This is a genomic window from Agrobacterium tumefaciens, from assembly GCA_025559845.1.
Taxonomy (GTDB): Bacteria; Pseudomonadota; Alphaproteobacteria; order Rhizobiales; family Rhizobiaceae; genus Agrobacterium.
Genome location: CP048469.1, coordinates 1201044 through 1213355, shown reverse-complemented (window position 1 = coordinate 1213355; position 12312 = coordinate 1201044). Strand labels below are relative to the sequence as shown.

Annotated in this window: 12 protein-coding genes; 8 read left to right on the top strand and 4 right to left on the bottom strand. The window is 60.5% G+C overall.

All coding sequences use genetic code 11. The features are described 5' to 3' along the window. The first annotated feature begins 49 nt into the window (after positions 1-49). From FY156_05955 to FY156_05930, 6 genes are all read left to right on the top strand, one after another. Positions 50-721: a dTMP kinase gene (locus FY156_05955; GenBank protein ID UXS01069.1), complete on the top strand. Its 672-nt coding sequence runs from the start codon at positions 50-52 to the stop codon at positions 719-721. After that, entirely contained in the window at positions 718-1743 is a 1026-nt protein-coding gene (locus tag FY156_05950; protein UXS01068.1) for a DNA polymerase III subunit delta', read from the top strand. Before FY156_05955 ends, FY156_05950 begins: the two co-directional genes overlap by 4 nt. A gap of 104 nt (positions 1744-1847) precedes the next feature. Further along, on the top strand, positions 1848-3398 hold the full coding sequence (locus FY156_05945) for a methionine--tRNA ligase (GenBank protein UXS01067.1): 1551 nt from the start codon (positions 1848-1850) through the stop codon (positions 3396-3398). Positions 3399-3403: 5 nt separating this feature from the next. Continuing rightward, positions 3404-4186, top strand: a complete 783-nt coding sequence (locus FY156_05940; protein ID UXS01066.1) for a TatD family hydrolase — start codon at positions 3404-3406, stop codon at positions 4184-4186. Between the two features lie 3 nt (positions 4187-4189). Further along, positions 4190-5014, top strand: a complete 825-nt coding sequence (locus FY156_05935; GenBank protein ID UXS01065.1) for an MBL fold metallo-hydrolase — start codon at positions 4190-4192, stop codon at positions 5012-5014. 21 nt (positions 5015-5035) lie between these two features. Then, positions 5036-6817, top strand: a complete 1782-nt coding sequence (locus FY156_05930; GenBank protein ID UXS01064.1) for a chloride channel protein — start codon at positions 5036-5038, stop codon at positions 6815-6817. On the opposite strand, the gene FY156_05925 is transcribed toward FY156_05930, so the two are convergent. The 4 genes from FY156_05925 to FY156_05910 all read right to left on the bottom strand — a co-directional run bounded on the left by FY156_05925 (position 6814) and on the right by FY156_05910 (position 9320). Further along, positions 6814-7311, bottom strand: coding sequence for a DoxX family protein (locus FY156_05925; protein ID UXS01063.1), 498 nt, complete (start codon positions 7309-7311; stop codon positions 6814-6816). The two genes, FY156_05930 and FY156_05925, sit on opposite strands and share 4 nt — an antisense overlap. After that, positions 7308-8090, bottom strand: a complete 783-nt coding sequence (locus FY156_05920) for a DUF2063 domain-containing protein (protein ID UXS01062.1) — start codon at positions 8088-8090, stop codon at positions 7308-7310. Before FY156_05920 ends, FY156_05925 begins: the two co-directional genes overlap by 4 nt. Continuing rightward, positions 8087-8968: a DUF692 domain-containing protein gene (locus FY156_05915; protein ID UXS01061.1), complete on the bottom strand. Its 882-nt coding sequence runs from the start codon at positions 8966-8968 to the stop codon at positions 8087-8089. Before FY156_05915 ends, FY156_05920 begins: the two co-directional genes overlap by 4 nt. A gap of 64 nt (positions 8969-9032) precedes the next feature. Continuing rightward, on the bottom strand, positions 9033-9320 hold the full coding sequence (locus FY156_05910) for a DUF2282 domain-containing protein (protein UXS01060.1): 288 nt from the start codon (positions 9318-9320) through the stop codon (positions 9033-9035). A gap of 561 nt (positions 9321-9881) precedes the next feature. Here FY156_05910 and FY156_05905 point away from each other — a divergent pair. Both FY156_05905 and FY156_05900 read left to right on the top strand, forming a co-directional pair. After that, positions 9882-11432: a TerC family protein gene (locus FY156_05905; protein ID UXS01059.1), complete on the top strand. Its 1551-nt coding sequence runs from the start codon at positions 9882-9884 to the stop codon at positions 11430-11432. A 136-nt stretch (positions 11433-11568) separates the two neighbouring features. Beyond that, positions 11569-12141 (top strand): adenylate kinase, encoded by a 573-nt coding sequence (locus FY156_05900; protein ID UXS01058.1) that lies wholly within the window; start codon positions 11569-11571, stop codon positions 12139-12141. Positions 12142-12312 lie beyond the last annotated feature (171 nt).

The following is a 12312-nucleotide window of genomic DNA, read 5'->3' as shown; positions in this document are numbered from 1 at the left end:
GGTCTAAACAGAACCCGGATTCAAAAAGAAGACTGCACAGGAAATCGCTTTGTCTGAAAAGACCGGATTGTTCATCAGCTTTGAAGGCGGCGAGGGGGCCGGCAAGTCGACGCAGATTCGCACGCTTGCCGAGGCTTTGCGCAAGCGTGGTCTCGATGTGATCGTGACGCGGGAGCCGGGCGGCTCCGCAGGCGCCGAGGCGGTGCGGCATGTGCTGCTGTCGGGTGCGGCAGAATCATTTGGCGTTCGCATGGAAGCCATTCTGTTTGCCGCAGCACGCAACGACCACGTCGAAGAGGTGATCCGTCCGGCACTGGACAAGGGTGCCGTGGTGCTCTGCGACCGCTTTCTCGATTCCTCGCGTGTCTATCAGGGCACGACAGGCAATCTGGAACCGGACTTCATCGAGACATTGCAGCGTATCGCCGTTGATGGTGTGGTGCCTGACCTGACGCTGATCTTCGACATTGCCGCTGAAAAGGGTCTGGCACGCGCCAGAAAACGCGCCGATGAGGGGGCAACGCCCGATCGCTTCGAAAAGGAAGAGATCGAGACACATGAAAAGCGCCGCGAAGCCTATCTCGATATTGCGCTTGCCGAACCGCGCCGCTGCCGCATCGTCAATGCCGATCAGCCGGAAGAGCGCGTCACCGACGACGTGATGTCCTTTGTCGAGCCTCTGCTGGAGCGGTTCAGGGAAACCGCGGGCGAGACACCATGAGCGAGGTTCAGGGCGTTCTCGACGGCGCCATCGCTCCGCAGCAGAATACCAGACTGTTCGGTCACGCCGAGGCGGAAGCCTTTCTGGCGCAATCTTACCGGTCCGGCAAAGGCCACCATGCCATTCTGATCGAAGGGCCCGAGGGTATCGGCAAGGCGACGCTGGCCTTCCGTTTTGCCAACCATGTGCTGAGCCACCCCGACCCGGCGCTTGCGCCGGCCGAGATGGCCGACCCTGACCCGCAATCGCTGGTCAGCCGCCAGATCACCTCCGGCGCCTCGCACAATCTTCTGCATCTGACACGCCCTGTCGATGAAAAGACCGGTCGGGTGAAATCCGCCATTACCGTGGACGAGGTGCGGCGGGCAGGGCACTTCTTCTCGCAGACCTCGGGCACCGGCAACTGGCGTATCGTCATTATCGACCCGGCTGACGATCTGAACCGCAACGCCGCCAACGCGATCCTGAAAATTCTCGAGGAGCCGCCGAAACGGGCGATGTTCCTGGTTCTCTCGCATGCGCCGGGAAAGCTGCTGCCGACCATCCGATCGCGCTGCATGCCGCTGCGCATGCTGCCGCTGTCCGACAACGACATGGTTCGGGCGCTCGACAATCTCGACATCAGCACCAGCGGCGAAAAGCGCGATGCGCTGCTTGCAGCCTCCAAAGGCAGCGTGGCGCAGGCATTGAAGCTGGTGAACTATGGCGGCAGCGATATCGTCGAGGCGTTTTCAGAGGTGATGACGGCGGAAGGGCCGGCAGCGCGCAAGCTGATGCACAAGCTGGCCGACGTGCTGGCGCAGAAGGACGGCGATGTCATTCTGGGCTTCTTCATGGAACATGCCACCGAAGCGCTGATGGATCAGGCGAGGGCGCTGGCGATTGCCGGTGACATCAATGCCGCAGAGCGGCATGCGCGGCTTTCTTCCACGCTTTCGGAGCGCATTACGGTCGCAACCGCCTACAATCTCGACAAGAAACAGATGGTGCTGTCCATCCTCGAAGACATTCGCGGCGTCTGAAACCGATAGATCGTACAAATCGTGCGGCTTTCGCTTTCGCTGGTGCGAACAATGGTTTAAGAGCGGTCTATCCAAAAAACAGTCCGCAAAGCCGATCGAGCGTCATGACAGACAAGACACCTTTCTACATCACCACCGCGATTTCCTACCCTAACGGCAAGCCGCATATCGGCCATGCCTACGAGTTGATTGCGACCGATGCCATGGCGCGCTTCCAGCGCCTGAATGGAAAGGACGTCTTCTTCCTGACCGGAACCGACGAACACGGCCAGAAGATGCAGCAGACGGCCCGTGCCGAAGGCATTACGCCGGAAGAACTGGCGCAGCGCAACTCCGACCAGTTCCGCGAAATGGGCAAGCTGCTCAACGCCTCGAACGACGATTTCATCCGCACCACGGAAGAGCGTCACCACGAGACGTCGCGCAACATCTGGAACCTGATGGCCGACAACGGCGATATCTACAAGGATAGCTACGCCGGCTGGTATTCCGTTCGTGATGAAGCCTATTACGCCGAAGACGAAACCGAAGTGCGCGCCGACGGCGTTCGCTACGGGCCGCAGGGCACGCCGGTGGAATGGGTGGAAGAGGCTAGCTACTTCTTCAAGCTGTCCGAATATCAGGACAAGCTGCTCAAGCTTTATGAAGACCAGCCCGACTTCATCGGCCCGGCCGAGCGTCGCAACGAAATCATGTCCTTCGTCAAGTCGGGCCTGAAGGATCTGTCGATCTCGCGCACGACCTTCGACTGGGGCATCAAGGTTCCGAACGATCCCAAGCACGTCATGTATGTGTGGGTCGACGCGCTGACCAACTATATCACCGCGACCGGATACATCGAAGACAAGGACGGCCCGCGCGCCAAATACTGGCCGGCCGACGTGCACATCATCGGCAAGGACATCATCCGCTTCCACGCGGTTTACTGGCCTGCCTTCCTGATGAGCGCCGGTCTGCCGCTGCCCAAGCGCGTTTTTGCCCACGGCTTCCTGCTCAACAAGGGCGAGAAGATGTCGAAGTCGCTCGGCAACGTTGTCGATCCGGTCAATCTGGTGAACCATTTCGGTCTCGACCCGGTGCGTTACTTCTTCCTGCGCGAAGTCTCCTTCGGACAGGACGGCAGCTACAGCGAAGAAGGCATCGCCACCCGCATCAATGCGGACCTTGCCAACGGTATCGGCAACCTTGCCAGCCGCTCGCTGTCGATGATCGTGAAGAATTGCGACGGCCAGATCCCGACGCCCGGCGCCTTCAACGACGAAGACAAGGCGATGCTGGCTTCCGCCGATGGCCTTTTGGCCATCTGCCGCGAGGAAATGGACAAGCAGCTTATCCATCGCGCGCTTGCCGCCATCATTGCCGTTGTTTCGGAAACCGACCGTTATTTCGCCAGCCAGGAGCCCTGGGCGCTGAAAAAGACCGACCCGGAGCGTATGGGCACCGTGCTTTACGTAACGGCAGAAGTGGTGCGCCAGATCGGCATTCTGCTGCAGCCGTTCATGCCGGAATCGTGCGACAAGCTGCTCGATCTGGTGGCAGCACCGGCGGACAAGCGCGACTTCGCAGCGCTTGGCGAAGCTGGTCGTCTGGTACCGGGCACGCCGCTTGAAGCACCGAAGCCGGTCTTCCCGCGTTACGTGGCGCCAGAGGCTTGAGCGCCATGCTGATCGATACCCATTGCCATCTGGATTTTCCGGACTTCGATGCTGAGCGCGACGAGATCATCGCCCGCGCTCACGCGTCCGGCGTCAGCCAAATGGTGACGATCTCGACCAGAGTGCGGCGTCTGCCGGAACTGCTGAAGATCGTCGAGAAATACCCCTCCGTGTTCTGCTCTGTCGGTACGCACCCGAACAGTGCGAACGAGGAGCTGGATATTCAGGCCGAAGACCTGATCCGTCTGGCCAACAGCCACGACAAGATCGTGGCGATCGGCGAGGCCGGGCTCGATTATTTCTACGACACGCAGACACCGGAAGACCAGAAAACCGGTCTGTTGCGCCATATCGAAGCTGCCCGCGTCACGAAACTGCCGCTCGTCATTCACAGCCGCAGCGCCGATGAGGACATGATTTCGATCCTGACGGATGAAAGCGGCAAGGGGGCTTTCCCCTTCATCCTGCATTGCTTCTCGGCCGGGCCCGAACTTGCCCGGGTGGGTGTGGAGCTGGGCGGCTACGTCTCCTTCTCCGGCATTCTGACCTTCCCGAAATCACAGGATATCCGCGATATCGCCGCGACCGTGCCGCTTGACCGGCTGCTGGTGGAAACCGATGCGCCGTACCTTGCGCCGAAGCGCTGGCGCGGCAAGCGCAACGAGCCATCCTATGTCGTCAACACGGCAGAGGTTTTGGCCGAGGTGCATTGCGTTTCCTATGAGCGCATGGCCGAAATCACCACGGAAAATGCGTTTCGCTGCTTTTCCAAGATGACAAGGGTGTGAGGCGTGGCAGGCTATCGGCGCCGTTTTACCGTGCTCGGATGCGCTTCGTCGCCCGGCGTACCGCGTATCAACGGTGACTGGGGCGCCTGCAACCCCGACAACCCGAAGAACCGCAGAACGCGCGCCGCCTTCATGGTGGAGCAGATTGCACCGAATGGCGGCAAGACCACTGTTGTCATCGACACCGGACCCGATTTTCGCCAGCAGATGATTGCCGCGAAGGTGGAGGCCGTGGATGCCGTGCTCTACACGCACGCCCATGCCGACCATCTGCACGGCATCGATGACCTGCGCATCTATTTCGCCCTGCAGAAGAACCGCATTCCGATCCTGGCCGACCCGGTGACGATGAAGCGCATTCGTCAGGGTTTTGCCTATTGCCTGGAAACACCGCCGGGCAGCAACTATCCGCCGATCGTCGAGCCAAGGCTGATCGAGGACATTGCAAAGCCTGTTGTGGTCAAGGGGGCAGGTGGGCCGATCACCTTCCACGCCCACATGCAGCAGCATGGCGATGTACATTCGCTGGGTTTTCGCATCGGCAACGTCGCCTATTGCACCGATGTCAGCGATTTTCCGGCTGAATCGCTGCCGAAGCTTGCGGGCCTCGATGTGCTGGTGATCGATGCGCTGCAGTATCGTTACCACCCGAGCCATCTGTCGCTGGAGCAGTCCCTCGACTGGATCGAGCGGATCGGCCCGAAAAGAGCCATTCTGACCCACATGCATATTCCGCTCGATTACGATACGGTGATGCGTGAAACGCCTGATCATGTTGAACCGGCTTACGACCAAATGCGTTTCGAGGTCGAGATCGAAGCCCTCTGATACCGCCTGCAAAGGAACATCATGTCGACCAAGCCTTTCCGTGCACCGAGTATGGCAAGCTTTTTCGACAATCTGCGTGCCAGCCGCCTGCGCGCCATGTTCCGGCGCGGCGAACTGGGGCTTGTGGCGCTTGCGGTTGTCATCGGCATTGCTGCCGGTCTCCTGGTGTCACTGATCGGTGCCTTGAGCACGGCGCTGCATGTTCTGGTCTTCGGCGTCGAGCGTTTAAGCAGCAGCGATCTCTCCGGTCGGGTGGTGCTTTTGGGGCCGATGATCGGCGGCGTCATTCTCGGCATCATCCTCTTCATCCTGTCGCGAACCCGCAAGAAACCGATGGTCGACCCCATCGAGGCCAATGCGCTGCATGGCGGGCGTCTGTCGCTGACGGACAGCATTCTCGTTTGCGTGCAGAACATCGTTTCCAACGGTTTTGGCGCCTCCGTGGGGCTGGAGGCCGGTTACACGCAGATCGCCAGTGGCGTTGCATCGAAGCTTGGCATCAAGCTGAAACTGAGGCGAGGGGACATGCGTATCCTCGTCGGCTGCGGGGCGGCGGGTGCGATCGCGTCGGCCTTCAATGCGCCGCTGACCGGGGCGTTCTACGCCATCGAACTCATCATCGGCACCTATACCGTCGTCACACTGGCGCCGCTCATCGTGTCTGCGCTGGTTGCCACTGTCGTCACCGGCCTGATCGGCGGGCATGGGCTGACCATCGATGTCTTCGACGCCAACCGGGTGACAGCACCCGATTACGTGCCGACGATCATTCTCGGCATTCTCTGCGCGGTGATTGGCATCGGGCTCATGCAGGCAGTGTCTTTCATCGAGGAAACGGCGCGCAAAAGCGCCATTCCAAGCTGGTTGCGTCCCGCAATCGGCGGCACGGCGGTCGGTGCGCTGGCGCTGATTTCGCCACAGGTTCTGTCCAGCGGCCACGGCGCGCTGCACCTCAACATCGATGCCGACCTGCCATTTTACGCGCTGGCGGGCCTGTTCCTGCTGAAAGCCGCAGCCAGCGCCATCTCCATCGGTTCGAACTTCCGTGGTGGCCTGTTCTTCGCATCGCTGTTCATGGGGGCGCTGCTGGGCAAGATCTTCGCGATCTGCGCGCCCTATATCGGTTACGGTTCGACATCGCCGATCGTCTACGCCGTGATCGGCATGAGCGCCTTTGCCGCCGCCATCATCGGCGGGCCGCTGACCATGACGTTTCTGGCGCTGGAACTGACCGGAGACTTCCAGATTTCGGTTCTGGTACTGGCTGCCGTCATCACCACCTCGCTCGTGGTGCGCACCACATTCGGCTACTCCTTCGCCACCTGGCGTTTCCACCTGCGCGGCGAGAGCATTCGCAGCGCCCATGATATCGGCTGGATACGCGACCTGACGGTTGGCAAGATGATGCGTGCCGACATTCGCAAGGCCAATGTCAGCATGGGGCTTCCGGCCTTCAAGGAAAAGTTTCCGCTGGGTTCGACACAGCGTGTCATCATGACCCACGATGACGGACGTTATGCGGGCATCGTGCTGGTGCCGGAAATCTACGCCGACCCGATGGACCGCGATCCCGAAACCATCAGCCTTGAAACCTATCTGCAATACAAGAACGACGTGCTGCTGCCGACCATGAACGCCCGCCAGGCCGCAGCCGCCTTCGATGCTTCCGAAAGCGAAGCGCTCGTCGTCGTCAACGACAAGATCGAAAACCGGCCCGTCGGCCTGCTGACCGAAAGCCACACGCTGCGCCGCTACAGCGAAGAACTGGAACAGCGACGCCGCGAGGCATCCGGCGAACTTTAGGACCGGTGGCCATTCAACAGCGCATCCAGCGCGATCCTGCCACCGCCATAGACCACCAGCGTCAGCGCCATGGCGGCCCAGGGCAGGTGGAAATTGGCCCAGCCGTCTGGAACGGTAAGCTGGATCACCGCCGTCATGACCAGCAGGCCCAAGGCGGCGTAGCGGGTGAAAAGGCCGAGAACCAGCAGCACGGGCAGAACGAGTTCGGCAATACCGGATGCCGCCGCCATGACCAGCGGCATAGGGTAGGGGATAAGGCTGCCGAAGATATGCAGCCTGAATTCCTGTTCGAACAGATATCTGGCGCCGGTTGATAACGTCAGAAATCCGTCCCACTTGGTCAGTCCCGATTTGAAGAACGGAACTGCAAGGCCGAGCCGCAGCGCCAATAGCGGCAATGATTGCGGAATGGAGGCAAGCAGGCATTCGACGTGGCGATGAAGTGCTGTAAGCGCGCCACCGAGGCTGCGTGTGGAGGCAAGGTCTGTGGTCATGGAAGGTCCCCTTCACGGTGTTCAACGGCGCTGAAGGCGCCAAGGCCGATCAGGCCGATCAAGGCCGATCCGAAATCAAACGACGATGTTTCCGCCAAGGCGGTCTCGGCTGCTTCGCCAAGGCTTGCGCCTGCAAGCAGGCGCGCTGCGAAGGCGGCATCTGCCGGTGGCAGGACGCTGATTTCGACCTGCATGGCCGGCCGCACGACAAGCACGGTTTCCGCCCGCCAGTTTTCAACCGGTGTCACCGTTTCGCCCTGGTGGGCGCTCCAGATGCTTCCGGCTGGAAACGGCGACTGCACGAGCTGGGCGGAGGGATGCGGGACAAGCGCCCTGTTGAGCAGGTGTTCGGGCGAAATGGCGGCGAGCCGGGCGACCTCAAGCGGCACTCTGTCTGCCGCGTGATAGGCCCTCGTCCACGCCACCTCGACCCGCGCCACATCCGCGAGATAGGCAAGAGACGCCGCAGGCGGAAAGGCCGCGATAAAATCCGGGAAATCATCTCCATAATGCATGATGAGCGGTGAGGGCGGCTTGTGATCGGCGGCATAGGCACGCGCCATGCCGGCAAAAAAGTCAGCGCCGACAAGCCGTCTTGTGACCGGAAAGCGCTGCGCCAGCGCCGATGTCAGCCCGACATAGACATTGTTGCGATAGACGGCAAACCGTGTGCGATCTGCGGCACCCCGGGCTGTGGTAATGCCGTGCGGAAGCGGCTTGTCCGGATGGAGGAGGGCGGCGGCAAAGGCGTTCTGGCTTTGAAAAAATCCCATGGTCATGCCGCCCGGCTGGCGCGGCGCTTCAGGGCCGCTTCGTTCAACATGGCATCGGCGCGCACCGCTTCTGCCTGAAGCGTGGCAAAGTCCGGCACGTCGTTGTCCCATTCGATCAGGGTCGGCAAAGCACCGCTGCGCGAGAGCGTATGCCGGTAAAGCTCGACAACGTCAGACCTGACTTCGCTGCCGTGGGCATCGATCAGCAGCCGGTCTCCGACGCCATCGACGGTCTCGTCATAACCGGCAAGGTGGATTTCACCCACCAGTTCGACCGGGAAACGGTCGATATAGGCAACGGGATCGAGGCGGTGGTTCACAGCCGAGACCATGACATTGTTCACATCAAGCAACAGCCCGCATCCGGTTCGGCTGGCGATGGCGGTGAGGAAATCCACCTCGTCGATGGTGCTTTCGGAAAACAGCACATAGGTCGAGGGATTTTCGAGCAGCAGTTGCCTGCCCAGCCATTGCTGGGTCTCATCAACATGGGCGATGACCCGCGACAGCGTTTCGACCGTGTAGGGCAAGGGCAGGAGATCGTTCAGGAAACCGGTGTCATGGGTCGACCAGGCCAGATGCTCCGAAAAGCTCTGCGGCCGGTAGCAATCGACAAGTCCGCGAAGCCGTTTCAGATGCTCGGTGTCGAGATCGCGGGCTGCTCCGATCGACAGGCCGACGCCATGCAGCGACAGCGGATAAAGCGCTGCAACGGCTTCAAGATACCGGTGCGGCGGGCCACCGGCCCCCATGTAGTTTTCGGCGTGGACTTCGAAAAAGCCGATATCCGGCCTCGTCTCCAGAATTGTTTCATAATGCTCCGGCTTGAGGCCGAGGCCGGCGCGAGGTGGCAGGACGGTGGCGCGGTCTGCTGAAACGGTCATTGCTGGTCTCCCGGTTTTGACGGATGAGGGGGAGGCCCGGCTAGCGGGCCTCCAGTGTCGCAGCTCAGCTTTTGGATGGTTCCAGCATGCCCTTGTGGCCTTCCACGTTCATCGTGGTGCAGGTGCCGGCGGGAACGGCCTTCCAGGCGTTGCCCTGGTAATCCATGGTGGAGGTTCCGGCGCAAGTGGTACCAGCGCCGGCAGCGCAATCATTCTGACCCTTGAGGGCAATGCCGTAGCATTTCTCGTTTCCGGCCATCTGTTCCGGTGTCAGCGGTGCAGCAAAGGACACGGATGCGACGGCGCTGGCGAGCGAGCCTGCCAAAGCGAGGGTGAGCGTGGAACGGTTCATAAGTGATCTCCTCTTCAACGTCCGCAGGCCGTTCATCGGCTGCGTATGTCTGTATTCGGGCGATCACGACCGGATGTTTCACCGGTTGCAGACACGAGTTCGTGAAGGCGACGTGTGCTACGCACAGGCGCCACCGGCTGCGGCGTAACGGCGACAACGATGCCTGTTGCAGCCGCACCGGTGCGATGGGTGAGGGCGGTTTACCTATCGCGAAGATTGCACTTCACGGAAAGTTTATGGCCGTAAAAACTCCTGTTTGCGCGCAGAAATTGTCAATTCCCGCCCCTTGCTGCGGTGGCCAAGACGAAAGCCGCTTTTGTTGCCGCCGCAAATCTGCTAGGTCCGCCAACACAAGATTTGACTGATAACGGGATGTTTTACCCTTATGCCTGACGAAGGCGACAGTAGTAGCGACAGTAGTCGACACCGAACGAGGCTGGCTTGCGAACCGCTAAGCCAGCCTCGTCCTTTCTTGTTTTTCTCAACACGACGGGTTTTCGCCACGGATGGTTTGTCCGGGGCTTTTTGCGTTTGCGCCCGTTCCCATAAAGGCCCCTGAACATGGAATTCCTTGCAGATCCGAACATCTGGATCGGCCTCGTCACGCTTATCGTTCTCGAAGTGGTTCTCGGTATCGACAACCTCGTCTTCATCGCGATCCTTGCCGATAAGCTGCCACCGCATCAACGCCACAGGGCGCGGCTTATCGGCCTGTCGCTGGCGCTGGTCATGCGCGTTCTCCTGCTGTTTTCGATCTCGTGGATCGTGACACTGACCCGTCCGCTGTTCACCATCGCGGATTTCTCCTTCTCCGGCCGGGATATCATTCTCATCCTCGGCGGCGCGTTCCTGCTTGCCAAGGGCACCATTGAACTGCACGAGCGCCTGGAAGGCGCGCACAAGCCCAAGGAGGGTAAGGTCGTTCATGCCGTTTTCTGGCAGGTGATCGTGCAGATCGTCGTGCTCGACGCGGTCTTCTCGCTCGACAGCGTCATTACCGCCGTCGGCATGGTCAACAACCTCTGGGTCATGATTACCGCCGTCTGTGTGGCCATGGCCGTGATGATGGCGGCATCGAAGCCGCTGATGTCGTTCGTGTCGAAACACCCGACCGTCGTCATTCTGTGCCTTGGCTTCCTGCTGATGATCGGCTTCAGCCTGATTGTCGAAGGCTTCGGTTTCCATCTGCCGAAGGGCTATCTCTATGCCGCCATCGGTTTTTCCGTGCTGATCGAAGCGGCGAACCAGATCGGCAGGCGCAATCGCGAAAAGCGAATTACTGCTGGCGACATGCGCGAGCGGACGTCAGACGCCATTCTGCGGCTTCTGGGCGGCCGGGTCGGCGAACAGCCGCTTGGCGAGACCGCCGATGTGATTGCCGAACAGGCAGCGCGCGGCGAGCTGTTCAAATCCGAGGAAAAGGACATGATCCGTGGCGTGCTGACACTGGGCGAACGCCCGGTTGTTTCCATCATGACGCCACGCACCGAACTCGACTGGCTGGATATCGGCGCCGGTCCTGAGGTGCTGAGACACCGCCTGCTGGAAATCGACCGCTCGCGGCTGTTGCTGGCGGATGGCAAGCTCGATGCCTTCCTGGGCGTTGCTGCAACGAAGGACCTGCTGCGCGATCTTCTCCGCGATGGAAAGCTCGATCTCGACCATTCGCTGCGCGAACCGCTTGTCGTGCATGAAAGCGCCACGGCGCTGCAGGTCATGGAACAGATGCGCAAATCGCCGCTGCAGATGGCCGTCATCATCGACGAGTACGGTACGCTGCAGGGCATCGCCACACCGACAGACATTCTCGAGGCGATTGCCGGCGAGTTTCCGGAGGAGGGCGAAGAACAGCTCATTTCGGAGCAGGCGGAAGACGGTTCGTGGATCATCGATGCCGCTGTCGACGTCAGACGCGCGTCCTATCTTCTCGATATCGATCTGGTCGACGATGCCGACCGTTATTCGACTGTCGCGGGCTATATCCTGTGGCGTCTCAACCGTCTTCCAGACGTTGGCGAACGTGTTTCCGGCGATGAGTTCGAGTTCGAAATCGTCTCCCGTTCGGAACGCAACATCGAAAAGGTCCGGGCCTGGAAGCGCGTTCCGGCCTAAAGGATCGGCGCGGCATGGGAGCCCATTGCCGCGCCAAACCCGTTGCACGCTTGTCTGCCGCCCGGTGATTGAGCCCGACAGCGAGCCGCGTTAAAAGCGGCATCCTCTCGCAGAAACATACCCAGGACCAGGGCCGATGACGACTTTACCGCGCATACACATCACCGGAGCGTCCTGCTGCGGCGTCTCGACGCTCGGCGCGGCGCTATCGCAGCGGTTTTCCGTACCGCAGCTCGATGTCGACGATTTCTACTGGATGCCGACCGATCCGCCATTCACCACCAAACGTCCACCGCAGGACCGCGTACGGCAGATGCAGGAGCAGCAGGCTGCACTGGCTGGCTGGATACTGACCGGCTCATGCATGGTCTGGGGCGACGCCCTGATGGACAACATCGATCTCATCATCTTCCTGCACACGCCAACGCCAACAAGGCTTCAACGCCTCGACGCACGAGAGAGTGCACGCCACGGCACACGCATCCTGCCAGGCGGCGACATGCACGAGGCCCATCAGGCATTCCGCGACTGGGCATCGCGCTACGACGACCCGTCGTTTACGGGACGCAACGTGGCACAGCACGAGCGCTGGCTGAGCAGACAAACCAAACCCACACTGCGACTTCAGGGCGAACAGCCAACAGAAGACCTGGTGTGCAAAGTGGAAGACGAGCTGTTACGTCACAGCTTACATCAGAACGCAGAATAACGACTGAGAGGCTGAAAACGCCTGAAAAGCCCGTAATCCAGCCAATTCAGCCTGTCCCAGCACCCACAAAAGTTCCATAATCTATCTTATGCGATCTTTGTGTGTAGGGGGGTGGGTTCAAGCTTGAAGTGCGACTTGCGAATGATACCAATGGGTTATCAGTCACAAGGA

Coding starts and splice junctions, on each gene's coding strand:
- FY156_05940 (UXS01066.1), top strand. CDS start 3,404: ATGCTGATCGATACCCATTGCCATCTGGATTTTCCGGACTTCGATGCT.
- FY156_05910 (UXS01060.1), bottom strand. CDS start 9,320: ATGAACCGTTCCACGCTCACCCTCGCTTTGGCAGGCTCGCTCGCCAGC.
- FY156_05920 (UXS01062.1), bottom strand. CDS start 8,090: ATGACCATGGGATTTTTTCAAAGCCAGAACGCCTTTGCCGCCGCCCTC.
- FY156_05930 (UXS01064.1), top strand. CDS start 5,036: ATGTCGACCAAGCCTTTCCGTGCACCGAGTATGGCAAGCTTTTTCGAC.
- FY156_05950 (UXS01068.1), top strand. CDS start 718: ATGAGCGAGGTTCAGGGCGTTCTCGACGGCGCCATCGCTCCGCAGCAG.
- FY156_05925 (UXS01063.1), bottom strand. CDS start 7,311: ATGACCACAGACCTTGCCTCCACACGCAGCCTCGGTGGCGCGCTTACA.
- FY156_05945 (UXS01067.1), top strand. CDS start 1,848: ATGACAGACAAGACACCTTTCTACATCACCACCGCGATTTCCTACCCT.
- FY156_05915 (UXS01061.1), bottom strand. CDS start 8,968: ATGACCGTTTCAGCAGACCGCGCCACCGTCCTGCCACCTCGCGCCGGC.
- FY156_05905 (UXS01059.1), top strand. CDS start 9,882: ATGGAATTCCTTGCAGATCCGAACATCTGGATCGGCCTCGTCACGCTT.
- FY156_05900 (UXS01058.1), top strand. CDS start 11,569: ATGACGACTTTACCGCGCATACACATCACCGGAGCGTCCTGCTGCGGC.